Raw genomic sequence first — 24068 nt, 5'->3', positions numbered from 1 at the left:
TAAATAATGAAACAGAATAAAGGAAAATTCAATGAGCCAGATTTTATTAGGTGTTAACATCGATCATATTGCCACTTTACGACAAGCTCGTGGCACACATTATCCTGATCCTGTTCATGCTGCAGCCGTGGCCGAGCATGCGGGCGCCGATGGGATCACAGTCCACCTTCGCGAAGACAGGCGTCATATCATCGATAGAGATATTGAGGTATTAGCGCAGACATTAAAAACGCGCATGAATTTTGAGATGGCGGTGACGGATGAAATGCTGGATATTGCCTGTAAAGTTAAACCGACTTATGTGTGCTTCGTGCCTGAAAAAAGAGAAGAGCTAACGACTGAAGGGGGCTTAGATGTCGCAGGACAGCGTGAAAAAATAGCGGCGGCTATTGCACGTTTGAGCGCTCAAGGTATTAAGGTTTCCTTGTTTATTGATGCCGATAAAGCGCAAATCGATGCGGCAGTTGAGGTAGGCGCTCCGGTGATTGAAATCCATACTGGCGGTTATGCGGATGCAAAAACAGAGGCTGATGAAGCTGCTGAATTGTGCCGTATTACTGACATGGCAAAATATGCTCACGCCAAAGGGTTGATAGTTAATGCGGGTCATGGTTTACACTACCACAATGTGAAGCCTATCGCGGCTATTCCGGAGTTGTATGAGCTCAATATTGGCCATGCAATTATAGCACGTGCCGTCATTGATGGGCTTGCTACAGCGGTTAAGGATATGAAACGATTAATGCAACAAGGTCGACGTGGCGAGTAGAGAACCGGAATTTTATGATTAATCGTGATGTTATGTGCTTGAGAGGCTATTTATGGCAATTGTTGGTTTAGGGACTGATGTCGTTGAGATTGAGCGAATTGAAAAGTTAGTCGCTAGCGTACCATTAAAACTAGCAAAAAGGGTGTTAACATCGAATGAACTTGAATACTTTCAATCGATTAATCAACCTGCTCGTTATTTAGCAAAGCGTTTTGCTGCAAAAGAAGCGGCGGCTAAAGCTTTAGGGACAGGGATAGGACGAGGAGTGTCATTTCAACATATTGAAATTACAAATGATGATTACGGTGCCCCGCATATTCATTTTACGGGTGGAGCGGCAGATAGGCTTGCGTTCTTAAAAGTGTGTAATGCTCATGTGACCATCGCCGATGAGCTGCATTATGCCGTCGCGACGGTTATTTTAGAATCCTAATGTAGACAACAAATGTTAAGTATAAGTCCATTTATTGGGCTTTTTTTATGTGAAGTGTCGTGTTTAATAGAGGGCGTCAATACTAGCATTTCTGGATGATTTGGGTATATTAGGGTTATAGCAGCGATGCATTATTGTGAAAAGGAAGCCAATTAATGAGAAATGCAGTAGAGAGATTATCAACTTATAAGAGTGTCCATTTAAATACTAGGAATGTGATGACTCACTTCATTGGGGTGCCCTTAATCGTATTATCGGTATTTATCTTGTTAGCCTTAACCCCGGTGGCGATTCTTTTTGGCGATTATCGGTTAGAGATTGATATGCTAGCCGTAATAGCACTGTCTGTTTATTATTTAGCATTGAATATCCGCTTAGCGTTTGGGCTTATCGTATCGATGGCTCTAATGTTTTTTATTGCCAACGGTATTGTTCAATGGAGTGGTGCTTTATGGTTGGCAATAGGGCTTTTTGTTACTGGTTGGATTTTCCAATTTGTGGGCCATTACTTTGAGAAGGCTAAACCTGCCTTTTTTGATGACTTAGATCAGTTGCTCATTGGGCCATTCTTTTTGATGGCTGAGCTCTATTTTAATTTTGGTTGGCTATCGTCTCTTGAAGATAAAATAACGCCTATTGCACTTGGAAAACGTCAACTAATGGAAGAAGCCAAGTTAAGCTAATTAATAAACGGTAACCCCCCGGCTCTGCCGAGGTGACTCGCATAGGTTTCACCTATACCGCGGTATAGGTACGCTCAAGTCTCGACCAAAAGACAGGAGAGCAACCTATGCGAGACCTTAAGAGTTTGTCCCATACACGTTGGGATTGTAAGTACCATATCTTAGAGATCCCCTCATTTTTTGATCTTTAAATAATGCCGAATATTGATCGATATATATGATGTTGTTCAAGGTATCGATTAAAATTATCCATCAATGGCTTTGCCCATTCTTCTCGCATTCCAGGTAACAATTCATAATATTCACGCCCTTGGCGGAATAATGAATAAGTGCGCGTTTTGCTGGTATTCGCCTTCAATATCTTCTCTAAATCCGCATCCTCACCCGCTTTCCCTAAGAGCGTCAGTAAACCTATCGTTATCGCGCTAAGCAAAAATAATCTATCTCTTCTAGTGGGTGAGCGAGTATAGGTTGCACTCATTCCCATGCCAAATCGGTCATCCTTGATATCCCTAAATGTCGTTTCTATTCCCCAGCGTTTTCCATATAAAGTCAATATCTTACTACTGGCTAGATCATTTCGACTCGAAGCAAGATACCAAGCTTCTTTCATGTCTTTCTTTTTACAACAAATAACCCTGGCAACATCTTGTCTGTTACCCGTTATTTGCACATGCTTAAGCGTCTTAGTTCAACCACTTGGCAATAGCCATTCTTTGATAGGAAATAACGCCCCTGAGGCATCCGTAACTTTAATGTTAGATTTTATCCGGATAATGAAATCGAAATGCAATTCATGCTGGATAAAGTTAAATAATGCGGTATCGCCAAAGCCTCTATCTGCAACAACCGTGACTCGGACATCTTGTGGGATCACTTCTCTGAGTTTGACCAATAACTCATCTTCGTAATGATTGCGATTACCTTTAAGCCCATGGCGACGATGAGTTTTCCACAGTAACGGTGTATTCCTACCGTGTTTTGTTTGTATGCTCAGTACGATGCTGGAATGCTCATCGCTATCAAACTCCGTCTAATCAAGAGACACCACGATTTGTTTGCGAGCACCAACCACATAAGGCACCCAAGAGGTAAATAATGACCAAACATTCAATTTGGGATTGCTGAGTAAGCGGTCAACTTGTTTTATAGATGATTTGGGTTTGAGTTTTTTGACTGTTGCTAAGCCTTTACCAATGGTATGAATAGCCAATGAGCCTTTTTGAATAACGCCGTGGGTGGCATTTGCTAAAGAATGAACACGCTTTGCGTACATATCATGGCCAAAAATATTGTCTATATGTTGATTAATTTTATCGTGGGTAAGCATCAGATTATTAAATGAAAATGGGTAAAAAGAGACTGCCACAACCAACAACCCTTGTCACGCTTAGTTTTTATGAGGGGATTGATAAGAGTGAATATACCGAAGTCGACAGTGGCCATGGTCGAATTGAGACTCGACACTGTACTCAATTTGTACTTAACCCAGCTTGGTTAAGTAAGGAGTATCGGTGGTCAGGTTTAAAAAGTGTCATCATGATGGACTCTGAAGTCCATGAAAAGTCGACAGGGAAAGAGACAACAGAAACACGGTGGTATATCAGTTCATTAGGACTGGATGCAGCACTGGGAGCTCGAGCAGTGCGTAGTCATTGGCAAGTTGAAAGCATGCACTGGATGCTAGATATGACGTTTAGAGAAGATGAGTCTCGAATAAGGACTGGTAATGGTGCATTGGCCTTTAATATCATGAGAAAAATAGCGCTAGCGCTATTTAAAAAAGACACAAGTAAATCAGCGAGTACGGCCCGCAAAAAGAAGACGGCAGGACTAGACGATGAGTATCGTTCAACCCTGCTAGAATCTGGGGTTAAAATGCGCTAGCCGTGGGGGATAGCTCACATAAGGGGACTTTGTTATTGTTATTGGCTGTATCTGTGTTTGAAAAAGCTCGGCTGGCCATACGTGTTCGATCCCAAGCTGAGCAGTTTATTGATAATTAGTCTCTATTTTTCTGTATTTCTTAACTTGACTGAGGTTAACTTATCCATTTTATTGCACTCTTTCTTATTGGCTCGCGTTAAGGTGAATGAGTCGTTAATATGCAGACTGTCTGAATGATAGTAACGATAAGGTAAGCTTCACTATGAGCATTGAGAGAATACAAACAAAAGCGAGAATGAGCCGGATTACGAAGCACAATGGAACGATTTACTTGTGTGGTCAGGTTTGTAAAGATGCTAATCAAGGAATGACAGAACAAACGATGAGCATGCTAGATAAAGTTGATAGACTATTAATTGAAGCGGGAAGTGATAGAAATCATATTTTATCTGCGACGATTTATATTAAAGATATGCAGTCTTTTGCCGAAATGAATGCGGTTTGGGATACTTGGGTCCCTGAAGGTTATGCACCTGCAAGAGCGTGTGTAGAAGCTAAAATGGCGAGAGCGGAATTATTGGTTGAAATTTCAGTGATTGCGGCGGAGATAATATAGTTTCTTTCAATAATTTGAGAGTGCATCCATGCTCTCATTTTCTAAGTTAATTAAAGCAATCGTTAATTTTTACTTTGATTTTTCTGTCATGTTTAAATCATTACTGATTAATTAATAAATAACCACGGCTTGATCCTGCGTTTAAATCAGCAGTGCTTATTATCGCTTGGTATAAGTCTGCTGTATTTACCCAAATGGCTGGGTATTTGAAACGAGAAACATCAAGTAATAAGAAGCGGTCACTTTTTTCATCATAAGCGGCTAATGGAGAAAAATGCCCTGAACCGATTTGATTGAGCGCTTTACGATGATAATTAACAATAATAAATTGTGTATCCGAGCTTACAGCTTTGATCGCATCTTGACGAAAATCGGTTTCACTGATCTGCGAACCTCGTTGTAAGTTTACTTTGAGCTTAAATGTTTTGATCGCACTGGATAATTCATCAATGGTCATGCCACCCATCCCAACATGAGCGGGTGTGGCAATGTTCAATACGTCTGGTGTAAAGAAATTATCTTGTTCAAAAATTTGATAAGGTGCTAATAACAACGATGTTGGGCGAGGAATGTTTAACGCATTTAGTACCATTGAGGCGCTTGTTGGTCCGCAATACGTTAATGTTTGTTGCGTGCTGAAATAGGGAATGAGATTAAAGACATCATTTTTATGCTGGCTACGGTGTAAAAATGTTTTACCTTTGATTGAATTAAACGGGATAAGATTATTATCGAGTGATAAATCTGGGAGATTATTGGCTTGTACAGTGAGTGTGAGTAAAGTTAGGCTGATAAAAAACAGGATTTTTTGGCGCATGATAATACCGATTATTGAGTAATGACTAATAAAGTGTTGTGACAATATGAGGGTACAATAATTTTTTATAGTAGACTTTTGGCTAGTCATACTTCAGCTTTTATTCTTCATACTTTTCTGCTGTGATATTTTATTATTATGTATACAGAATACAACTAAAATACAAAATTAAAACTTTGTTATCATATGATTTTATGAGGTTTTATATTTTATCATTATAATTTGTTTGTATAATGTATTTTTAGTTGCGGTTTGCAGTCAAATTTTAATATCCATTGTGATTGTAACAAGTTATTGAACTTTGGTTTTTACGTTGTGTTTTCCTGTAGATAAGGTTTCTAACTCGTGTTAAAAGTGAAGGTGATGTATTGAATAGTCAATATAATATCCCTCTTCTACACTTAGAGCAGTTTACTTATTTTGGGTGTGATAAATGGCTCCTACAGATAAATTAACACTGAATATACTACTCCTTCTATATTTATTGTTACACAATACTTTACTTAAAGCGGAAGAGTGTCAATTACCAAAAGCTATGGATGGCTTGACTCTTATTTTATCTGTGGGTGAAGAGTATAGTTATATCGGGTTATTTGAAAATGATGTGATAGAAATGACATTTTACCAGCAAAGCTATCGTGCAATCGGTCATCGAAAAAATCGAAACTTTATGGGTGAATACACTTATAGGAAATTAACCAGTAATGTTGCTCAGATCAAAACAAGGGAGTTCTTTGGGGCGGATATATTACAATATAGTCTGACTCTAATATGTGAAACGGGTTATGAAGGGAGCTATACTTATGCTCCGACAGCAGGGAAAGGTGGACCACAACTCGGTATTATGATCGAGCGCTATGTTATTTACAAATGATGTAGCATGCAGTTACCGAGATATTCTACATGACCACTGGATTATTTTTGTAAAAATACCCGCTCAGGGCACCAATTTCATCTACACTTTTCATAGCGTATTAAACATAAGGGTAAAACATGAAGCTATTGTTTAGCTTATTTTTATTTGTCTGTATTGTCGGGCAAACTGCCGCTGAGAGTTGTTCTATGCCTAAAAGTTTTACAGGGTTAACATTATTGATCAGGGTCGATGGTAACTATTCTCCAGAAAATCCGATGGCGGGAACATTACAGGAAATGACATTTAATCGACTTAACTATAAAAGTACCATTATGAATACGAGAGAGAGTGTTGAGGGTTCGTATCGTTATACACATTTAGATACGAACTTAGGCCAGCTTAACATGCGAGAGGGCGTGGGTGATGATTTATCTCTGTATACTGAAACTTTTGTTTGTGAAACCAATACCACTGGATATTTTATTTTTAGCCAAACTAAAGGCACCATTAAGCCTGATGTTCGTCAAAATACTGGTATTTATGTTATTCGTAAATAATTCATGAGTTAATCTAATATGGATTATCTTCTGGTAGGTGATTAATTTCTAAGGCGGGTATATTTTATGAAATGTAACGTTTTAATAATTATTGTATTATTTATTTTTTCAAAAACTAGTTTAGCAGAAGGTTGCCAGCAGCCCAAGAGTCTAAATAAAAGTCAGTTACTTTTTATGATGAATGAAATGTATATACCTTCAAATCCAAATGCGGGAGGGATCCAGCAGGTAAATTTTACGGAGAAAAACCTAACGGCTACGGAGTTAAGAAAAGGTATTACAAGTCAGGGTGCTTACCAATATCGCATTATTGCCTCTGGTGTTGCTCTTGTTGAGGCTCAGTTAATTGAAGGTGACGATAGAGCTATTTTTAGAATGATACTAATGTGTAAAAATAATTTTAGTGGTAAGTATATTTTTAGCCAATCCCAAGGGGTAATGAAACCTGATAGAAGGCAAAATACCGGTGATTATATAATTGAGCCTGCTATTCTATTGTTAAATTGAATCTATAATGTTTATATTAGTGTGACTATATTGATTGCCATTAATGTGCTTATATCAAGCCAGTAATCGTGAAAAAGCCATTAAAAATGAGAGGGGTAGCATCGCGATTGATGAATATATGTATAAAAACAGTATTGCTTATTTTTTTATCGCAGATACCTGTGTGTTTTTCGTATGCAGAATTTAAAACAGATTGTAGTGTTCCTCAAAGTCTTAATACAAAGATGATTCTTTTTTCGGTAGATGAAGAATATTCTCTTTATAGTCCAGAAGTCATAGGCTTAATTGAATTTCATTTTAAGGAAAAGAGCTTCATTAATAATGTGATTCAAAGCCAGTATGTTTTTCCTGGTAATTATGATTATCAGGTTATAGATAAGGATTTAGCTATCATTAGTATAAAAGAAGTTGTAGGAAACTTAGTATCAAAATATCAAATTTTATTAGTTTGTATCAGTGATATTCAAGGGTATTTCATTTATAGCTTAGAACATGGTGAAAGAATGCCAAATGTCCATCGTGATACAGGGTTATATATATTGCGGTAATAGAAATTAACCATTTTCCAGAATGGTTATGTCATTGAGGAGGAAGAATGCGGCGTTGGGGTGTATTTATATTGTTGATGACGTTTAGTGATCTAGGTGTTGCGGGTAAATGTCAGTTACCGGTGAGTTTGAATGGACTGACTTTACTCATTAGAGTCAATGGGATGTACTCTCCTAATAATGTGCTGGCAGATATGGTTCTTGAATATGTATTTGAGAAGAAAAGTTATCAAGTTACGATCTTAAATACGAAACAAAGCCGAAGTGGAATTTATCAATATCGCCAACTTACTCCAATGTTAGCTCGATTTAGTGTATTAGAAGGCAGTAAAGCCAAACTGACTGTTTATTCTAATACTTTTGTATGTGAAACCGATACCATTGGTTATACGATTTTTAGTCAAAAAAAGAACGAGGGGGTATCCGATATAAGGCAAAATACAGGCGTATTTATTATACAAAAGTAAGGACGACTAGTATGAATAATTGGGTACGCTTGTTATTTATTGCGTTAGTTTTTTTTCATGTGGAAGCTGTTTCTAAGCAATGTAATTTGCCACAAAACTTAGAAAATTATACTTTGTTATTTAGAATAAGTGGCATGAGTTATAAGGTTAGCCCTGATGCGATGGTGTTTAGAGAGTTATCATTTTTGAAATATAGTTTTGAAGATAAAAGCTTGGTAACAGGAAAACACTTTAAAGCGAAGTACCGTTATCAGTTATTTACGCCCGATGTGGCTTTTATTGACGTTTATAGGGATGAGATATCTATGGTTCGGCAATATAGAAATGTACTTGTGTGTCAATCTGATTTTATTGGTCAACTCATTTATACACCCGAAATGAATATTAGTATCCCGGGTGTATCTAAGAGCCAAATAACGGGGAAGTATATTTTGAGAAAGCATAAAAACTAAGTGATTAGCTTGGTTTATTCTTAGAGGAGTAGGGAGGGGTGAAATATTTACTTTTTGTGCTGCTAATCATGTTTGCAAGCCTATTTAAAGCGCAAGCCAAGGTGTGTGAACTACCTGAAAGTTTAAATGGTATTACGTTTTTATTTAACATTTCAACGGTTTATTCTCCAAGTAATACTATGGCTGGAATGCTGCTCGAATCTACATTTAGTGATAAAACCTATACCATTGAAGTATTAGACACTGGTGAAGCCTTTACTGGAAGTTATGATTATCAACGTTTTTTACCCAAGTTTGCTCGTTTTAATGTCAGGGAAGGTACTGGGGCTAATTTAGCACTGTACTCTAAAACATTAGTATGCAAAACCAATCGAATGGGGTTTGTTATATTTAGTTTGAGGCAAGGACCTGAACAAGTCACTGCTCCCCATGATATAGGTACTTATGTGATTAAATCAGTTCAGTAAATAATGGATCATTGTTATGACTATTTTATGGGGGGAGAGTTTTTGAAAGTACTTCTTTTATCTGGGATGATGTTGTTTAGCTTATTGGCTAAATGTATCGCTCAAGAGTGTCAGTTACCCATAAGCTTAGTGGGTAAAAGCTTATTATTGCGAGTATATGGCTTACCATCTCAGAGTAATCCATATGCGGATAATATTATTGAAATGTTTTTCAAGGAAAAATCCTACTTATCTAAAGTATTGAAAACGGGTGAAATAATTGGAGGTGAGTATAAATACCATCGTTACGAAAGGGACTTAGCAGAGATAAGTGTTGAAGAAGTAAAAGAAGGGGTAAGAGCACATTATACAGAAACATTTGTGTGTCAAACGGATATCTCAGGATATTATATCTTTAGTACTTTTCAGGGGAGAGTAAAGCCTGAGGTACGACAAAATACTGGTCGATATATTTTTAAATAAAAATCTTAATAAATAGAGTGATGTAAGATGAGTAAGTCGATTTTAAGTTTAAGGGGGGCTTATGAAAAGTGTATGTTGGTTTTTAATTTTTGTGCCATTTAATATAATGGCGAAAGATTGTCAATTACCTGCAAATTTATCTAGTTGGCGTATTATCTTGGAGATTGATCAATTTTATCAACCCTCAAACCCTAAAGCCGGAGGGTTGCAAGAGCTGACATTCACTGCTAGTACTGTAAAAGATGTGAGCTTAGAAACGCGGGAGCTTAATCAAGGGGCCTTCCAGTATAAATTATTAGCACCTGAAGTTGCGGTACTTATTTCAACATTAACTCAAGGCCCTGAACCCAGTCAGTCAAAAATTATCTTTGCTTGTGACACTTCATTGACGGGAAAATATATTTTTACTCAAACTCATGGTGAACTTAAACCCAATGTTCGTCAAAATACAGGTAGTTATATTATAACGAACAGAAAGAATAATCCTTAAGGTTATGGAGTGCATATTGACGCGTTCTTGTTGTGTCTATTTTTTGAGGAGCCCTGTTGTGCTTTTCTTATAGTGCTGAGGGATCACCCTGACAGTTTTAACCCTATTTTCTCCCACATCAACGACTTCAATAGGATAACCTGAAATTCTCATACTGGTATTGGGTTTTGGGATCTCTTCCATATACTCAACGACTAAACCGTTAAGCGTTTTTGGACCATCAATAGGGAAGTGCCAATCCATTTCTTTATTTAGTTCTCTAATATTAATAGTCGCTTCGATTAAATAGCTGCCATCTTGTTGTTTTCTAATTTCTTCGCTTGGAGTCGGGAGCATTGAAGTTGTGAAATCCCCCACGATTTCCTCAAGAATATCTTCAAGTGTGACTAAGCCTTGAATATCACCATATTCATCAACAACCATACCAATTCGTTCTTTATTTTGCTGAAAATTAGTCAATTGTACGTTTAGCGGAGTGCCTTCAGGGATAAAATACAGCTCTTTGACGGCCCTTAACAATGATGACTTACTAAATTGGTCTTTTGATTGTAATCGCAGTGCATCACGAACATGAACAAAACCGACTGCATCATCAATTTTATCTCGATAGAGTAATATGCGAGTGTGCGGGCTTTGGATAACTTGTTTATTAATTAATTTAAAATCAGCATTGATATTAATGGCATAAAGTTCCGCTCTGGGGACCATAATGTCTTCAACGGTGACTTTTTCGAGATCTAAAATAGATAATAACATTTCCTGATGTCGTCTTGGAATTAATGCCCCTGCTTCATGCACTACGGTACGTAACTCCTCTTGGCTTAGCGCGTCACTACTTCCTTGGGAGTGAATGCACATTAAGCGTAAAAAACCAGACGTAATGAGATTGACGGCTTTAACAATCGGGGAGAGTACGGTTAATAGTAGTTGCAATATAATACTTGAAGGAAAGGCAATGCGTTCAGGATGCAAAGCGGCAACGGTTTTAGGGGTTACTTCGGCGAAAACCAGAACCACTAGTGTTAAAACCCCTGTCGCGATAGCGACACCCATATCACCATATAAACGGATCCCGATAATAGTGGCAATGGCTGAAGCTAAGATATTAACTAAGTTATTACCGATTAAAATGAGTCCAATTAATCTATCTGGACGTTCCAGTAATTTGATGGCCCGTAGGGCTCCCTTATGACCACTGGATGCTAAATGACGAAGTCGATAGCGGTTAAGGGTCATCATTGCGGTTTCAGAGCCTGAAAAGTAGGCTGACAGTATGATTAACACTAATAGAATAATAAAAAGTGCACTGGTATGTATCGCGTCCAAAAAGGGCTCCGTTAAAGGGGGTAATGGTCAAGAAAATAAATCAAAATTTAATATTAGGATCCATTAAAATAAAGACAACATGTCTTCACAAAAGAGCCAGATATTAATGAAAATTAAGCTTATTTTAAAATAAGCTCTTTAACAATTCGAGCACCAAAATAAGCTAATGACAATAAAGTGGCACCTGATAGAGTGTAGATAACCGCTGTTCTAATCCTGCATCCTACCCAATATTGCTGTGCTAACATGGCGATATAAACTAGCCAAGCCAACATAGATAATAAGGTTTTGTGTCCTTTACCGTCTGCAAACATATCATCTAGAAAAATAAAACCAGTCGCTAAGGCAAGGCTGAGTAAGATAACACCGATAACGACTAAGTGATAAAGTTGTTTCTCAACCGTCATTAATGGAGGAATAGAAGGACTTAAAATCAGCTGTTTACTTTTTAATTTGTGTTGAATGATGGCTAATTGTATGGCATATAACGCCGCAATCATCAAAGCACTGTACGCCATTAAGGATAAAATGACATGAGCCAAGACTTCTGGATACAATTCAAAATGAATGATAAGTTTGGGGGGGACTAACCATAGTAAGGCCACCGATAATATGGAGCATGCATAGACGACGGGCAGCACCACAATGACTTTAACTCTAAAGATTAACAGAGTAAAACTAAAGGCGATAATCCAATTAACCAGAGAAATGACATTGGTTAGGCTGAAATTTTGTCCATTTTCGGTAAAAATGGCTTCTGATAAGGCAGCAGCGTGCAGCCCTACAGCAATAGCAACAACAATAGCAACAAGGTAGCGATTAGGACCGTCGCGATGAAAGAGCTTACTAGCGATCAAAACCAAAGCCAGAAAATAAAACAATATGGCCGAAGCTGAAAAAATAATCATTAAGTATTAGCCTATGATTTTGTTGATATTCACGAGTTATAAAATCCAATAGCGGCGCATGATTCCAAGTGCATCGCTGAAAATGCCAAGGTGATTGTTGGATCTAATGTGCTTTATATTGTTCTATGTATCATTTTTACACAATCGTATTTTCAGCTAGGATAACATGATCAGGATACTTTTGAACAATAACAATACGCGTAAAATCGAATTGATTCTTTGTGTTAGTTCTCAATTCTAACAAATGAATGTTATTCACTTTTTAGGATTATTGTGTGATGCAGTAGCATAATGTCTGGGCATCGCTATAATACACTCCTATCTATATTAAAATTAAACGGTAAGAACTGGATAATGTTTGAGAACTTAACTGACAGATTGTCACGCACTCTGAAAAATATCAGTGGCCGTGGTCGCTTAACCGAAGAGAATGTTAAGGATACACTGCGGGAAGTCCGCATGGCACTTCTTGAGGCCGATGTGGCCCTGCCTGTGGTACGAGAGTTTGTTAATAGCGTTAAAGAGCGTGCTGTTGGACAAGAAGTCTCAAAAAGTTTAAGCCCAGGTCAAGCCTTTATCAAAATTGTCCAAAGTGAATTAGAAAATTCCATGGGCGAGGCGAATGAAGCGTTGGATTTATCCATGCAGCCGCCTGCTGTGATTATGGTGGCAGGTCTTCAAGGTGCAGGTAAAACCACCAGTGTGGCAAAATTGTCAAAATTCTTACGTGAGCGTGAGAAAAAGTCAGTTCTGGTGGTTAGTGCGGATGTGTATCGCCCTGCGGCAATTAAACAGCTTGAAACATTAGCTGCAGAAGTTGAAGTCGAGTTTTTCCCCTCTGATGTGAGTCAAAAGCCTCTTGATATTGCGAATGCCGCAATTGCTCATGCCAAACTTAAATTTATCGATGTGGTGATCCTTGATACCGCAGGTCGTTTACACGTCGATGATGCAATGATGGATGAAATTAAAGACTTGCACTCAGCGGTAAATCCCGTTGAAACCTTATTTGTCGTTGATGCGATGACAGGTCAAGATGCGGCTACTACAGCAAAAGCATTCAATGAAGCGTTACCTTTAACAGGGGTTGTATTAACGAAAGTTGATGGTGATGCTCGAGGTGGTGCGGCGCTATCGATACGTCATATTACGGGAAAACCGATTAAGTTCTTAGGTGTGGGTGAGAAAACTGATGCCTTAGAGGCTTTTCATCCCGATCGTATTGCTTCACGTATCTTAGGGATGGGTGATGTTCTTTCATTGATTGAAGATGTTGAGCGTGGCGTTGATCAAGATAAAGCCATGAAGTTAGCTGCTAAAGTCAAAAAAGGCGGCAATTTTGACCTAGAAGACTTTCGGGAGCAGCTTTCTCAAATGAAAAACATGGGAGGAATGATGAATATGATCGAAAAACTTCCCGGTGTCGGTCAGCTTCCTCCTGAAGCATTAGCCCAAGTACAAAATGGAAAAATGACAGGGCAAATGGAAGCAATTATTGGTTCAATGACGGTTGTTGAACGTCAGCGTCCAGATATTATTAAAGGTTCTAGGAAACGTCGAATTGCAGCTGGATCCGGTACTCAAATACAAGATGTGAATCGATTATTGAAGCAATTTTCACAGATGCAAAAAATGATGAAGAAAATGTCCTCGAAAGGAGGAATGAAAAAAATGATGCGAGGTATGAGTGGTATGTTACCCCCTGGAATGAAAATGCCAGGCCGTTAATATACCCAGTCGTCAATATGTCAGATTGAACGTCTTGCTGGAACTCATCAGCTTAAATTGGATTTGAGTATACTAAAAAAGCACATCAGCCCGATGTGCTTTTACCCTTTTATCTTTTCCAGATTGAGTTTCAATTTATCCAGATAATGAGACTGTATTGGTATCTCATGTCGCATTATTTGGCGTCGAGACAATATATCCGTGGTAAAAATGTCTAATTTTGTTGCATTCGCCGTGAAGTAGGGTAAAATCTTCCGGCTTTCTATCTGATACTCTTCGCGAACACGGAGGATCAGTTTTTATTTTTGCTTTTATAAAAGCAAATCATTAGAGGAATAAAACGCATGGTTACCATTCGTTTAGCTCGTGGCGGCGCAAAAAAGCGTCCATTTTATAATATCGTAGTTGCTGATAGCCGTAATGCTCGTGATGGTCGTTTCATCGAGCGCGTTGGCTTTTTTAACCCATTAGCTCGTGGTCAAGAAGAAACATTACGTTTAGATCTTGATCGTGTTGAGCATTGGGTTGCTAATGGTGCTGGCACTTCAGACCGCGTAGCAAAATTGATCAAAGACGCACAAAAAGCTGCGGCTTAATGGCGTTGAAGGTATAGATGATGAGCAGTAAACAAGAACCCGTTGTGTTAGGAAAATTAGGTTCCTGTCACGGCATTAAAGGTTGGTTGAAGATCACTACCTATACCGATTCTGTTGAAGGTATTTTTGACTATTCTCCTTGGTTAATAAAAGAGCAAGGTGAATGGCGCGAAGTTAAAGTCACTCAATGGCGTTTTCAAGGTAAGGCCGTTATTGCTGAACTTGAAGGTGTTAATACGCGGGAAAGAGCGCAAATGCTCACTAACTGTGAGATTGCGATCCCTGCTGAAAACATGCTTGATTTGCCCGTAGATGAATTCTATTGGCGTGATCTTATTGGCTGTGAAGTGGTGAATACTAATGGTTATAACATGGGAAAAGTGCAGGAGATCGTGGAAACAGGATCAAATGATGTACTCCTTGTTAAAGCTAATGCGAAAGATGGCTTTGGTAAAGCGGAACGTATGATCCCCTTTGTCACCGAGCAATTCATTAAAACAGTGGATCTATCGGCAAAACAGATTTTAGTGGATTGGGATCCGGACTTTTAAGTCGAGGTACAGCAGATGTGGTTAGGGGTTGTAACCCTGTTTCCGGAGATGTTTCGTGCCGTCACAGATTTCGGAGTAACGGGTCGGGCCGTTAACAAGGGCCTTTTAGCGTTGCAAACGTGGAATCCGAGAGATTTCACCCATGATAAACATAATACCGTGGATGACAGGCCTTACGGCGGTGGTCCTGGAATGTTAATGATGGTGCAACCTTTACGTGATGCCATTCATGCCGCTAAGGCTGCAGCAGGCGAAGATGTAAAGGTGATTTATTTATCTCCTCAGGGACGCAAGCTTACACAGCAAGGCGTTGAAGAGTTAGCTAAATCATCGAGTTTGGTTTTAGTGTGTGGTCGATATGAAGGTATTGACGAGCGCATTATACAAACAGAAGTGGATGAAGAGTGGTCGATAGGTGATTACGTGCTTTCGGGCGGTGAACTCCCTGCGATGGCTTTGATAGATTCAGTATCAAGATTGGTACCTGGCGTGCTAGGTAAGCAAGCTTCAGCAGAGCAAGATTCTTTCTCTGATGGGTTACTGGATTGTCCACACTATACGCGTCCCGAATGTTTGGATGGACATGATGTACCGGCCGTGTTGTTAAGTGGCAACCACGAACATATTAGACGCTGGCGTTTGCAACAAAGTCTGGGTAAGACCTTGTTGATAAGGCCAGAATTATTTGAAAATCTAGCTCTGACTGACGAGCAAACAATGTTATTAACGGAGTTTGTCGACGCCATGAACAAGCATGGTTAGTTAGGTTCAGTTACACTAGAATGGAGTTTATTCATGAATAACATCATTAAAATGCTCAACGATGAGCAAATGAAAACTGACGTACCAGCATTCGGCGCAGGTGATACTGTCGTTGTTAAAGTACGTGTAAAAGAAGGCGGAAAAGAGCGTTTACAGGCTTTTGAAGGCGTTGTAATCGCAAAGCGTAACCGTGGTCTGCATTCGGCATTCACAGTACGTAAAATCTCTAATGGCGAAGGTGTTGAGCGTGCATTCCAAACGCATAGCCCAATCATCGCAGGCATCGAAGTTAAGCGTCGCGGTCGTGTTCGTCGTGCTAAGCTTTACTATCTACGTGAGCGTTCAGGTAAATCTGCACGGATCCGTGAGAAACTATCTACCAAGTAATGTTTATTGGTTAGACAAAAAGATGCAGTGTTCGCACAAAAGACCGCCCTTGAGGCGGTTTTTTGTGTCTGTTACTTGTGGATTTCATCATTCTTTGTCAGCTGACAGCAAGATTATGCCTTGCTTAAAATGAGTATTGCTGGCATAGTTGTTTGGCAGTGTAATGGTGTAGCGTTACACTGCTACAGTTTATCGTTTACAACAATATTAGCAAGCTTTAGGTGGGCCTCATGCAACAAGACATCATTAATAATGTACATATTACCTCTGAAGAGGTGTTAATTAGCCCGCAGGAGCTTAAACAGGCTTTACCGTTATCGGATCATGCTTGCCAGTATGTATTAAATGCGCGTAAAACGGTCGCTGATATTGTGCATAAACGCGATAATCGCGTGCTTATTGTTACTGGACCTTGCTCTATTCATGATCTGGATGCAGCAAAAGAATATGCATTAAAATTAAAGACGTTGCATGATGAATTGAGTGATGAATTCTTTATTTTAATGCGGGTTTATTTTGAAAAGCCACGTACTACCGTGGGCTGGAAAGGCATGATTAATGATCCTGATATGGATGAGTCTTTTAATGTTGACAAAGGGCTGCGTCAAGCAAGAGAGCTGATGATTTGGTTAGCCGAATTAGAGCTCCCAGTCGCCACCGAAGCTTTAGATCCTATCAGTCCGCAATATATGTCAGAGCTTGTCACTTGGTCAGCGATTGGTGCGCGTACGACAGAGTCACAAACTCACAGAGAAATGGCATCGGGTTTATCTATGCCAGTCGGGTTTAAAAATGGTACCGACGGTAAGTTACAAGTAGCGATTAATGCGTTAGAGTCAGCGGCTAGCGGTCACCGCTTTATGGGGATTAATCAACAGGGTCAAGTGGCGCTGTTAAAGACAGAAGGTAATCCTGATGGTCACGTTATTTTACGCGGTGGTAAGGAGCCTAATTATGATGCACACAGTGTCGCGGAGTGTGAGAAGCAATTACACGCAGCAAACCTTAATGCTAGGCTAGTGATTGACTGTAGTCATGGTAATTCTTCGAAAGCTCATGATAAACAACCTCAAGTCTGTCAGGATGTTTTTGAACAAATTCGTCAAGGAAATAAATCAATCATTGGCGTGATGCTGGAAAGTCATTTGAATGAAGGTAATCAAAGTAGTGATAAGCCGATGAGTGAATTAGCGTATGGTGTGTCAGTCACTGATGCTTGTATTAATTGGCAAGCAACGGAAATATTACTGAGAAGTGGTGCCCAGAGTTTATCGTCTACTTTGCCTCATCGATTTGATACTCTTTAACAGATGAATGCTTGATGGAAATAGAACAAATGAATGAGAGAACAACGGCAGATCTGGAAAACCTTAGGGGCTTGATTGATGGTGTTGACCAACAATTAATTCACCTGTTGAGAAAACGCTTAGATTTGGTGGCACAAGTTGGCGCTGTTAAGCATGGGGCAGGCTTGCCTATTTATGCTCCTCAGCGTGAAGCGGCAATGCTCGCGAAGCGGCGTGGTGAAGCTGAAAAAATGAATGTGTCCCCCCAATTAATTGAAGATATCTTACGACGTTTGATGAGAGAGTCTTATCAAAATGAAAAAGACGTTGGCTTTAAGCAAGTTAAACCTGATTTAGGTCATGTGGTTGTCATTGGTGGCGAAGGTCAGCTTGGTGGCTTGTTTTCACAAATGCTGACCTTGTCAGGTTATCAAGTTAAATCTTTAGATAAAGAGGATTGGGAGAGAGCTGATAGCTTATTGGCTGGGGCGGGGCTAGTTATTGTGACGGTTCCTATTCAAATTACCTGTGATTTAATTGCCACTAAGCTGACTCAATTACCAAAAAGCTGTATTTTAGCGGATTTAACCTCGATAAAATCGGCCCCAATGACGGCGATGCTTGAGGCTCATTCCGGTCCTGTTTTAGGATTACACCCTATGTTTGGTCCCGATGTCGGGAGTTTGGCGAAACAAGTGGTGGTGGTATGCAACGGTAGAAAGCCAGAGGCTTATCAATGGCTACTTGAGCAAATCACTATTTGGGGCGCAAGATTGGTTGAAGCTGAACCACAACAACATGATAAATCTATGCAGTTGGTGCAAGCCATGCGCCATTTTTCTTCTTTTGTTTATGGATTGAATCTTTGTAAAGAGTCGGCTGATATTGAAACCTTACTACAATTTAGCTCACCGATTTATAGACTCGAATTGGCTATGGTCGGTCGATTATTTGCACAAAGTCCAGAGCTCTATGCGGATATCATTTTTTCGCAGCGTGAGAGTATTGCGGTCATTAGTGACTACTTGGAGAATTATACTCAAGCTTTATTTTTACTTAAGAGTGGTGATCGAGAGGGCTTCATTGAGCAGTTTAAAGTGGTTTCACAGTGGTTTGGTGATTTCGCTCCTCAATTTCAAAAAGAGAGTCGAGCTATGTTGCAGTCAGTCAATGATATGAAAACGGATTAAGATTATAATGCTGTGATTATTTACTGACCATCAAGGGGGGGCTGGCATTACTATCTTATGAGGTATAAAAGAGAGTTCGATGCTCTTTTATATCTTAGGTGAGTTAATAATATTGACCAGAAATATGCCGATTAGTGTGGTTTCGATCCTTTTGTTACATTCTGAAGGTTGCAGAAAAGCAAAATAGAAAGTAAAGTTAATATTAGGAAACGAACGGATTTGCTCCTAAACTGCTTTTCCTTTATGGAGTAAATATATGACCTTAATCACTTCAACATCAAACCTTACCGTTGAAAAACTGCAGGAAGATACCAGTTTAGGCCATTTTTTGTATGGATTGCTGGCGGCCTTTCCTTTACTTTTATTACCCTCTTTATTCAGTTTACTGATTAATATGTTACAGCGTGAAGCGGGTATGGGAGATGTATTGAAGTCACATTTAGGCTGGCAGCGACGTTCGATGTTTGGTTTACTGGCAGTATTACTTTTAGGCTATAGCCTCACAGTAACATGGGCGAGTATGACGTTATATTTACTGGGAACAGTATGGTTCACCGCTCGCCTTTTTAAAGGCTGGTTGAGTTTACTCGAAGGTCGTTCAATTTGAGCCCATCAAAAGCGGGTTGTTTGAATGTATAGCTCTAGAATAGGGGAGTTTGTATTGTTTACTGACTGACTCTTACCTCGCTGTTGATGTATACCTCCATCTATTGATTTAATTATGCTTCTATCTGTGTTGAAATTTCTAGTGATCACTTGCTATCTAGCTAAGCAAATTAACGATGCCACTTGAGGCATGAATCTATGGTCGTTATGATGATTTGCCGCTGAATACACGGCGCTGACAGAGACGCAGTATCGTAACTTTGGAGGCGTCATGGCCTGGAGTATTAACAGTTGACGCTGAAGATACCGATGGCGAAGGGAATACGAGAGTCCCCTTCACTTTTATTGATACTATTTCACCTGCACTATCAGAATAAAATACCGCATAATGTGCGGCATTTTTAGTGGAAGTGGCTCAATAATGCCTTTTAATGATAAAGAGAACGTAAAATATCATTGAGTTGGCTGACTTCATCGGGATTAATGGCTTGTGTCGATTGTGATAAGTGAAGTACTAAACCGTCGGCGCGTAAATTTTTAATGGCGGGTATATAGGTATTGATTTGAGTCATTTCTACCGCATAACAGGGGTTGGTTATCACGGGTAAGTGTGTGGCATTTTTCAAGGAGACTAATCCGGCTAAGTCTAATGAGATGTGCTCACTATTGTTCATGTTGATACCCGTGTTCATGTTGATACCCGACTCACATAATATGACCTGTTGGTTTCCTTGGCTTAATACCGTATTACTGGCGGTTAATAGTGCTTCTGTATTAGCCATATGATTCCGTTCGACAATGACAGGTAATAATAAAGTACCCAGTTGTGTCAATAGTGATTGATTAAACATTTGTGCACCATCGAGAAATAAAATATCACCATAATGTGCAGCGAGTGTTAAGTCAGATCCATATTCAATGACAATGATACAAGCGAGATTGAAATGATCCAATGACTTTTTAAATTGGACTAGGGCATTTTCTACATCTTGTTGTAAGTGCAAGCCTCGAAGGAGGACTGCCTGAAAGCCCGATTCTTTTAATGTCTTTACTTGTTGCTCAAATACATTGGGTTCTATGGGTAACTGAATTTGAATGATAGCGCCGGGTTGCTCGGCATTAAATTCAAGTTGTCCGCACTTTATGAGAGTGTGTGTGGTTTTATAGGCTTTACTGTAACGAAGGGGTTGGCTATTTTCTGTTGTTGCTAGTCTCTCAGGCTGCTCCGAAGTGCTGCCGAGCATGAGTTGCTGATGATCTAAATGTGTTGGCTTGACAGATTCGCTCGGATAGCAGCCTAATACTTTAATAAAGCGCGTGATTTTTTCTAATTCTTTCAGTGCAGCTGTCATTGAACTTGAAGATAAGTTAGCTTCAATATCAAGGTAAAACATTTCTTCCCAAGGAGTACCAGCAATGGGTCTAGACTCGAGTTTACTCATGTTCAAATTATGTGCTTTTAATACAGAAAGTGCATCGACTAACGCACCTGGTTTTTGACCCGTAGCCATAATAAGAGTTGATTTTGCAGGTAATTGTTCTGGTACGTCTACAGATTTCTGGGCGACAACGATAAAGCGGCTTTGGTTTATTTTTTGGTTAGCAAGCCCTTTTTCTATGGCTTCAAGTTGATATAACGAGCCTCCTTCTGCACTGCCGATAGCAGCAACATCTGCCGTTTTACTTTGCTTCACTTTCTCCATTGCTTCAGCGCTACTAGCACAATATTCCAGTTTAAGTTGCCCGTGAAGTCCAAGATAACGACTGCATTGGCTGATCGGTTGTGGATGGGCGTAAACTGTTTTAATGTGATTAATGTTGCTGCCTGATTGCACGAGTAAGCAATGCTCGACTTCAATCGTCGTCTCGCCCACGATAGCTAAGCTGGTATGTTGTAGCACATCATAAACTTCATTAATGGAGCCCGATGAGGTATTTTCGATGGGTAGAAAACCATAATCAGCTTGGCCCGATTCGACGGCTTGAATGATAGCATCAAAACTTTGGCAACCGAACTCTTGCATGTCAACTTGACGGCGGGCGCAATAACGGGTGGCAGCAAGGTAAGAGTAAGAACCTTTAGCACCTAAATAAGCAGCCGTATATTGTGGTTTTTGCGTGTCGGGATTAGCCCGTCCGTGTAAAAAAGCCTGTTGATTAAGCACTGAATCTTCGATAATACTTTGATAGAGTGAAATGACATAATGTGCATCGAGTCCTTTTTCTCTACCTTGTTTAACTAAGCGAGCTAATAATTCTTTTTCACGCTTTGTGTCTCGTATGGGCCGTACATCCACTTCTTTGCTACGAGCGACATCTAAGCTTAATTCTCGTCGTTTAGCCAGTAAAGCGAGTAAGTCATTATCCAGTGCAGTAATTTGCTCTCGGGTATGGTTTAAGGGTTGTGGTTTACTCATTCTGGCCTCTACATCCTATTTTTTGCTGTTTTAAAAATAAAAAAGCCTCCGTTTTAGGAGGCTTTGGAATTTTCACTTTCGTTTATATACCGAAAATCCGCCTCTGAGGGGGGGAGGTATAAAAAAGAAAGTAAAAGTATCGTAGATGAAAGTTTTCATGGCTTAAAAATAATAGCCTGTTGGCTTAGTGTCAATCAAAAAGTCATAAAGTCGTCATATTGACGGGAATAAAGTAAAAAGCGCATCCGAAGATACGCTTTTAAGTAAATGTAATGTAATCAAGCTGCGTATTCCTCCTCATTATCATAGATAAAGTCATCGTCTCTCGCATCATCTTCTAAATTAAGTGTTGCTCGGCGTTGGCTTTCAGGTTTATGGGTTTGGCGATTGAGTTGTTTTTCCAATTTTTGCCCCATTGCATTAATGGCGGCATAAAGGTCTGCGCTTTTCGCCTGTGCAAATAATGTCGCATTAGGAATGCCAACAGAGGCTTCGATTTTGAAGGTTTGCTTCTCCTGTATAATAATGACATGTGGATTAAGGAACTGCACATCGTGCCTTGAAAGCTTGGCAATTCTGCTTTCAATACGTTCACGGATAGAGTCAGTTACGTCAAATTGCTTACTAGTAATCTTTATCATATGTCGAACCTTCTGTTGTTTCCTTGAATTCAGACTACCAACCTCTCTCGGAAAAGTCGTGACCTAAATCACATTTTTTTAGTGATTTTTAATCGTTCGCGTTTTATTTGATCACTTAGACAAAAATAGAAAATATTTCCACTAATTACCTTGAAACTTGTCATAAACCGGTGCATATTTGATGGGATAACCTTAAGGTTGCTATGATTATTTCACCTCCATTGTACATGAAACCCACCTATTTTTTATTGATACATGCCTTTCAAGCGGTGCGTTTCATTTTTAAGAGAATAAGGCAATATGGATCAAACTAGATTGAGCATTAAAGTGTGGGATGTCCCTACTCGCTTATTTCATTGGTTAATGGTGGGATTGATCGGTGGACTGTGGTGGACGGCGTCGGTCGGTGAGATGCAGTGGCATCAGTTACTGGGATATGTGTTGTTGAATTTGGTTTTATGTCGATTGATATGGGGATTGATAGGGAGTGACACAGCACGTTTTTCTTTTTTTATGGTTTCTCCGAAAAGAGCCTTGATGTATTTATGGTCTCGAAGCGAACACAAACCCACATTGGGGCATAATCCCATTGGCGGGTATATGGTGTTGTTACTGATATTACTACTCTGTATTCAGCTCGTAAGTGGTTTATTTGCAACAGATGAGATTTTTACTGAAGGTCCACTGTTTAGTTACGTCAGTAGCAGTACTTCGGCATGGTTAACTTGGCTACATAAAAATAACTTTGATTTATTATTGGTCTTCTCGAGTATGCATGTACTGGCGGTATTAGTGCACCTTTTTAAAGGGGATAATTTAATCACAGCGATGTTCACTGGTAGTAAATCACCAGTTAAAGCACAACATAAACCAATAAAGTTTGTTTCTTCCTTTATCGCATTAGGGGCATTTTTGGTTATTGGTAGCGTGATTTTTTATTATTGGGTGATACCTCTGCTTTCGATGCTCTAAGGTGTAAAAATGATAATGAGTGGCTATGTTGAAAGGGTCTATTTCTGTCAATAGCCCCTCATTTTTAATCAACGATGTCGTTAATCTTGTTTATAATTATCGTGGCAAGATTTACAACTCTTTCCTGTTTCCATAAAGGCTTTTTGTACCGCTCTTTTATCACCACTTTGTGCAGCCACTACAAGTAAGCTGGCATTTTTTTGTAGTGTTTGCATTTTTTCATTGAAACGGGCTTTTTCGTCCCAGATTTTATTCAGCGCATCACGTTGATCTAAACCTTTGACTTGAATGAAGCCCTCTAAAGGCAGTTTTGATAGTGCGGCGACATTTTCTGCGCGTACCGTTACCGTAGCGGCATCATAAGGCTTTTTACCTTTTAGCATTGCGCCAATGTCACCAAAATTATAGGCCATCAAACTAAAGGCTGATTGTCTATATTTAACAGCATCTTCTGGTTTTTTAAAGTTATTCGTTGGCGCCGTATCGGCGACACTGGCGGCCATTACGGTGCTGGTAAAAAAGGCCAGCAGCCTCAGTGTTAGTTTGTTTTTCATCGTTAATACTCACTGTTTTAATATTATTTTAAGTTGGGTGTAATTGTAGTCACATTGTTACATTTAACTCTATTTAATTTATATTCTTTTTCTTTTAAGAGTAAAAATAGAGGCACTTGGATACATAAACTCA

At 39.4% G+C, this 24068-nt stretch carries 28 protein-coding genes, 2 pseudogenes and 1 other annotated feature; of the genes and pseudogenes, 23 read left to right on the top strand and 7 right to left on the bottom strand.

Annotation, left to right across the window (positions count from 1 at the left end):
* Nucleotides 1–31: 31 nt before the first annotated feature.
* The 3 genes from pdxJ to L2764_RS01040 all read left to right on the top strand — a co-directional run bounded on the left by pdxJ (nt 32) and on the right by L2764_RS01040 (nt 1885).
* Nucleotides 32–769 (top strand): pyridoxine 5'-phosphate synthase, encoded by a 738-nt coding sequence (gene pdxJ / locus L2764_RS01050; RefSeq protein ID WP_248938386.1) that lies wholly within the window; start codon nt 32–34, stop codon nt 767–769.
* A gap of 52 nt (nt 770–821) precedes the next feature.
* Nucleotides 822–1202, top strand: a complete 381-nt coding sequence (acpS, locus tag L2764_RS01045) for a holo-ACP synthase (protein ID WP_248938385.1) — start codon at nt 822–824, stop codon at nt 1200–1202.
* A gap of 155 nt (nt 1203–1357) precedes the next feature.
* Nucleotides 1358–1885 carry an Mpo1 family 2-hydroxy fatty acid dioxygenase gene (locus L2764_RS01040; protein ID WP_248938384.1) on the top strand — a complete coding sequence of 176 codons (528 nt, stop codon included), beginning with the start codon at nt 1358–1360 and terminating at the stop codon, nt 1883–1885.
* 187 nt (nt 1886–2072) lie between these two features.
* Here L2764_RS01040 and L2764_RS01035 read toward each other — a convergent pair.
* Nucleotides 2073–3215: pseudogene (locus L2764_RS01035) on the bottom strand (IS4 family transposase).
* Between the two features lie 86 nt (nt 3216–3301).
* Here L2764_RS01035 and L2764_RS01030 point away from each other — a divergent pair.
* Together L2764_RS01030 and L2764_RS01025 are read left to right on the top strand one after the other, a co-directional pair.
* Nucleotides 3302–3772 (top strand): annotated as a pseudogene (locus tag L2764_RS01030) (ISAs1 family transposase); the annotation flags it as partial.
* Between the two features lie 262 nt (nt 3773–4034).
* Nucleotides 4035–4388 (top strand): RidA family protein, encoded by a 354-nt coding sequence (locus L2764_RS01025; RefSeq protein ID WP_248938383.1) that lies wholly within the window; start codon nt 4035–4037, stop codon nt 4386–4388.
* Between the two features lie 100 nt (nt 4389–4488).
* Here L2764_RS01025 and L2764_RS01020 read toward each other — a convergent pair whose 3' ends face one another.
* Nucleotides 4489–5205, bottom strand: a complete 717-nt coding sequence (locus L2764_RS01020; RefSeq protein WP_248938382.1) for a phytochelatin synthase family protein — start codon at nt 5203–5205, stop codon at nt 4489–4491.
* A gap of 433 nt (nt 5206–5638) precedes the next feature.
* On the opposite strand from L2764_RS01020, the gene L2764_RS01015 reads away from it, so the two are divergent.
* The 9 genes from L2764_RS01015 to L2764_RS00975 all read left to right on the top strand — a co-directional run bounded on the left by L2764_RS01015 (nt 5639) and on the right by L2764_RS00975 (nt 10011).
* The gene (locus L2764_RS01015) at nt 5639–6079 is read left to right on the top strand and encodes a hypothetical protein (protein ID WP_248938381.1); all 441 of its coding nucleotides are present in this window, start codon (nt 5639–5641) and stop codon (nt 6077–6079) included.
* Between the two features lie 119 nt (nt 6080–6198).
* A complete protein-coding gene (locus L2764_RS01010) occupies nt 6199–6618 on the top strand; it encodes a hypothetical protein (protein WP_248938380.1) in 420 nt (139 codons plus the stop codon).
* Between the two features lie 66 nt (nt 6619–6684).
* Nucleotides 6685–7125: a hypothetical protein gene (locus L2764_RS01005; protein ID WP_248938379.1), complete on the top strand. Its 441-nt coding sequence runs from the start codon at nt 6685–6687 to the stop codon at nt 7123–7125.
* A 68-nt stretch (nt 7126–7193) separates the two neighbouring features.
* Nucleotides 7194–7673, top strand: a complete 480-nt coding sequence (locus L2764_RS01000) for a hypothetical protein (RefSeq protein ID WP_248938378.1) — start codon at nt 7194–7196, stop codon at nt 7671–7673.
* 47 nt (nt 7674–7720) lie between these two features.
* A complete protein-coding gene (locus L2764_RS00995; RefSeq protein WP_248938377.1) occupies nt 7721–8140 on the top strand; it encodes a hypothetical protein in 420 nt (139 codons plus the stop codon).
* Nucleotides 8141–8151: 11 nt separating this feature from the next.
* On the top strand, nt 8152–8592 hold the full coding sequence (locus tag L2764_RS00990; protein WP_248938376.1) for a hypothetical protein: 441 nt from the start codon (nt 8152–8154) through the stop codon (nt 8590–8592).
* A 38-nt stretch (nt 8593–8630) separates the two neighbouring features.
* The gene (locus L2764_RS00985) at nt 8631–9059 is read left to right on the top strand and encodes a hypothetical protein (protein WP_248938375.1); all 429 of its coding nucleotides are present in this window, start codon (nt 8631–8633) and stop codon (nt 9057–9059) included.
* Between the two features lie 42 nt (nt 9060–9101).
* The gene (locus L2764_RS00980; RefSeq protein ID WP_248938374.1) at nt 9102–9521 is read left to right on the top strand and encodes a hypothetical protein; all 420 of its coding nucleotides are present in this window, start codon (nt 9102–9104) and stop codon (nt 9519–9521) included.
* A gap of 61 nt (nt 9522–9582) precedes the next feature.
* Nucleotides 9583–10011 carry a hypothetical protein gene (locus tag L2764_RS00975; protein ID WP_248938373.1) on the top strand — a complete coding sequence of 143 codons (429 nt, stop codon included), beginning with the start codon at nt 9583–9585 and terminating at the stop codon, nt 10009–10011.
* A 36-nt stretch (nt 10012–10047) separates the two neighbouring features.
* Here L2764_RS00975 and L2764_RS00970 read toward each other — a convergent pair whose 3' ends face one another.
* Nucleotides 10048–11337, bottom strand: a complete 1290-nt coding sequence (locus L2764_RS00970; protein ID WP_248938372.1) for an HlyC/CorC family transporter — start codon at nt 11335–11337, stop codon at nt 10048–10050.
* Between the two features lie 119 nt (nt 11338–11456).
* Entirely contained in the window at nt 11457–12245 is a 789-nt protein-coding gene (locus L2764_RS00965) for a cytochrome C assembly family protein (RefSeq protein WP_248938371.1), read from the bottom strand.
* Nucleotides 12246–12599: 354 nt separating this feature from the next.
* Between L2764_RS00965 and ffh the strand changes: the two genes are divergently transcribed.
* The 8 genes from ffh to L2764_RS00925 all read left to right on the top strand — a co-directional run bounded on the left by ffh (nt 12600) and on the right by L2764_RS00925 (nt 19352).
* Nucleotides 12600–13973: a signal recognition particle protein gene (gene ffh, locus L2764_RS00960; protein ID WP_248938370.1), complete on the top strand. Its 1374-nt coding sequence runs from the start codon at nt 12600–12602 to the stop codon at nt 13971–13973.
* Nucleotides 13974–14317: 344 nt separating this feature from the next.
* Nucleotides 14318–14569 carry a 30S ribosomal protein S16 gene (rpsP, locus tag L2764_RS00955; protein ID WP_248938369.1) on the top strand — a complete coding sequence of 84 codons (252 nt, stop codon included), beginning with the start codon at nt 14318–14320 and terminating at the stop codon, nt 14567–14569.
* Between the two features lie 20 nt (nt 14570–14589).
* Entirely contained in the window at nt 14590–15120 is a 531-nt protein-coding gene (gene rimM, locus L2764_RS00950; RefSeq protein ID WP_248938452.1) for a ribosome maturation factor RimM, read from the top strand.
* Nucleotides 15121–15135: 15 nt separating this feature from the next.
* The gene (gene trmD / locus L2764_RS00945; protein WP_248938368.1) at nt 15136–15882 is read left to right on the top strand and encodes a tRNA (guanosine(37)-N1)-methyltransferase TrmD; all 747 of its coding nucleotides are present in this window, start codon (nt 15136–15138) and stop codon (nt 15880–15882) included.
* Nucleotides 15883–15915: 33 nt separating this feature from the next.
* Complete coding sequence (rplS, locus tag L2764_RS00940; RefSeq protein WP_248938367.1) at nt 15916–16269, top strand: 50S ribosomal protein L19; 354 nt, start codon at nt 15916–15918, stop codon at nt 16267–16269.
* Nucleotides 16270–16499: 230 nt separating this feature from the next.
* Entirely contained in the window at nt 16500–17576 is a 1077-nt protein-coding gene (locus tag L2764_RS00935; protein WP_248938366.1) for a 3-deoxy-7-phosphoheptulonate synthase, read from the top strand.
* Nucleotides 17577–17605: 29 nt separating this feature from the next.
* On the top strand, nt 17606–18745 hold the full coding sequence (gene tyrA / locus L2764_RS00930) for a bifunctional chorismate mutase/prephenate dehydrogenase (RefSeq protein ID WP_248938451.1): 1140 nt from the start codon (nt 17606–17608) through the stop codon (nt 18743–18745).
* 256 nt (nt 18746–19001) lie between these two features.
* A complete protein-coding gene (locus L2764_RS00925) occupies nt 19002–19352 on the top strand; it encodes a hypothetical protein (protein WP_248938365.1) in 351 nt (116 codons plus the stop codon).
* A 427-nt stretch (nt 19353–19779) separates the two neighbouring features.
* Here L2764_RS00925 and pheA read toward each other — a convergent pair whose 3' ends face one another.
* Together pheA and hpf are read right to left on the bottom strand one after the other, a co-directional pair.
* Nucleotides 19780–21768 (bottom strand): prephenate dehydratase, encoded by a 1989-nt coding sequence (gene pheA, locus L2764_RS00920; protein WP_248938364.1) that lies wholly within the window; start codon nt 21766–21768, stop codon nt 19780–19782.
* 35 nt (nt 21769–21803) lie between these two features.
* Nucleotides 21804–21923: a sequence feature (Phe leader region), on the bottom strand.
* Nucleotides 21924–22046: 123 nt separating this feature from the next.
* The gene (gene hpf, locus L2764_RS00915; RefSeq protein WP_248938363.1) at nt 22047–22409 is read right to left on the bottom strand and encodes a ribosome hibernation-promoting factor, HPF/YfiA family; all 363 of its coding nucleotides are present in this window, start codon (nt 22407–22409) and stop codon (nt 22047–22049) included.
* A gap of 300 nt (nt 22410–22709) precedes the next feature.
* On the opposite strand from hpf, the gene L2764_RS00910 reads away from it, so the two are divergent.
* Nucleotides 22710–23381, top strand: a complete 672-nt coding sequence (locus tag L2764_RS00910) for a cytochrome b/b6 domain-containing protein (protein ID WP_248938362.1) — start codon at nt 22710–22712, stop codon at nt 23379–23381.
* Between the two features lie 80 nt (nt 23382–23461).
* Here the strand turns inward: L2764_RS00910 and L2764_RS00905 are convergent, their stop codons facing one another.
* Nucleotides 23462–23935 (bottom strand): c-type cytochrome, encoded by a 474-nt coding sequence (locus tag L2764_RS00905; protein WP_248938361.1) that lies wholly within the window; start codon nt 23933–23935, stop codon nt 23462–23464.
* Nucleotides 23936–24068 lie beyond the last annotated feature (133 nt).

This window comes from Shewanella surugensis (assembly GCF_023284005.1).
GTDB classification, from domain to species: Bacteria; Pseudomonadota; Gammaproteobacteria; order Enterobacterales; family Shewanellaceae; genus Shewanella; species Shewanella surugensis.
The sequence above is the reverse complement of the archived record's forward strand: the minus strand, read 5'-3'. Positions and strand labels throughout refer to the sequence as shown.

Bases quoted from the DNA above. Each gene is read 5' to 3' on its own strand.
- pdxJ (WP_248938386.1), top strand. From the start codon at position 32: ATGAGCCAGATTTTATTAGGTGTTAACATCGATCATATTGCCACTTTA.
- acpS (WP_248938385.1), top strand. From the start codon at position 822: ATGGCAATTGTTGGTTTAGGGACTGATGTCGTTGAGATTGAGCGAATT.
- L2764_RS01040 (WP_248938384.1), top strand. From the start codon at position 1,358: ATGAGAAATGCAGTAGAGAGATTATCAACTTATAAGAGTGTCCATTTA.
- L2764_RS01025 (WP_248938383.1), top strand. From the start codon at position 4,035: ATGAGCATTGAGAGAATACAAACAAAAGCGAGAATGAGCCGGATTACG.
- L2764_RS01020 (WP_248938382.1), bottom strand. From the start codon at position 5,205: ATGCGCCAAAAAATCCTGTTTTTTATCAGCCTAACTTTACTCACACTC.
- L2764_RS01015 (WP_248938381.1), top strand. From the start codon at position 5,639: ATGGCTCCTACAGATAAATTAACACTGAATATACTACTCCTTCTATAT.
- L2764_RS01010 (WP_248938380.1), top strand. From the start codon at position 6,199: ATGAAGCTATTGTTTAGCTTATTTTTATTTGTCTGTATTGTCGGGCAA.
- L2764_RS01005 (WP_248938379.1), top strand. From the start codon at position 6,685: ATGAAATGTAACGTTTTAATAATTATTGTATTATTTATTTTTTCAAAA.
- L2764_RS00995 (WP_248938377.1), top strand. From the start codon at position 7,721: ATGCGGCGTTGGGGTGTATTTATATTGTTGATGACGTTTAGTGATCTA.
- L2764_RS00990 (WP_248938376.1), top strand. From the start codon at position 8,152: ATGAATAATTGGGTACGCTTGTTATTTATTGCGTTAGTTTTTTTTCAT.
- L2764_RS00975 (WP_248938373.1), top strand. From the start codon at position 9,583: ATGAAAAGTGTATGTTGGTTTTTAATTTTTGTGCCATTTAATATAATG.
- L2764_RS00965 (WP_248938371.1), bottom strand. From the start codon at position 12,245: ATGATTATTTTTTCAGCTTCGGCCATATTGTTTTATTTTCTGGCTTTG.
- ffh (WP_248938370.1), top strand. From the start codon at position 12,600: ATGTTTGAGAACTTAACTGACAGATTGTCACGCACTCTGAAAAATATC.
- rpsP (WP_248938369.1), top strand. From the start codon at position 14,318: ATGGTTACCATTCGTTTAGCTCGTGGCGGCGCAAAAAAGCGTCCATTT.
- rimM (WP_248938452.1), top strand. From the start codon at position 14,590: ATGAGCAGTAAACAAGAACCCGTTGTGTTAGGAAAATTAGGTTCCTGT.
- trmD (WP_248938368.1), top strand. From the start codon at position 15,136: ATGTGGTTAGGGGTTGTAACCCTGTTTCCGGAGATGTTTCGTGCCGTC.
- rplS (WP_248938367.1), top strand. From the start codon at position 15,916: ATGAATAACATCATTAAAATGCTCAACGATGAGCAAATGAAAACTGAC.
- L2764_RS00935 (WP_248938366.1), top strand. From the start codon at position 16,500: ATGCAACAAGACATCATTAATAATGTACATATTACCTCTGAAGAGGTG.
- tyrA (WP_248938451.1), top strand. From the start codon at position 17,606: ATGAATGAGAGAACAACGGCAGATCTGGAAAACCTTAGGGGCTTGATT.
- L2764_RS00925 (WP_248938365.1), top strand. From the start codon at position 19,002: ATGACCTTAATCACTTCAACATCAAACCTTACCGTTGAAAAACTGCAG.
- pheA (WP_248938364.1), bottom strand. From the start codon at position 21,768: ATGAGTAAACCACAACCCTTAAACCATACCCGAGAGCAAATTACTGCA.
- hpf (WP_248938363.1), bottom strand. From the start codon at position 22,409: ATGATAAAGATTACTAGTAAGCAATTTGACGTAACTGACTCTATCCGT.
- L2764_RS00910 (WP_248938362.1), top strand. From the start codon at position 22,710: ATGGATCAAACTAGATTGAGCATTAAAGTGTGGGATGTCCCTACTCGC.
- L2764_RS00905 (WP_248938361.1), bottom strand. From the start codon at position 23,935: ATGAAAAACAAACTAACACTGAGGCTGCTGGCCTTTTTTACCAGCACC.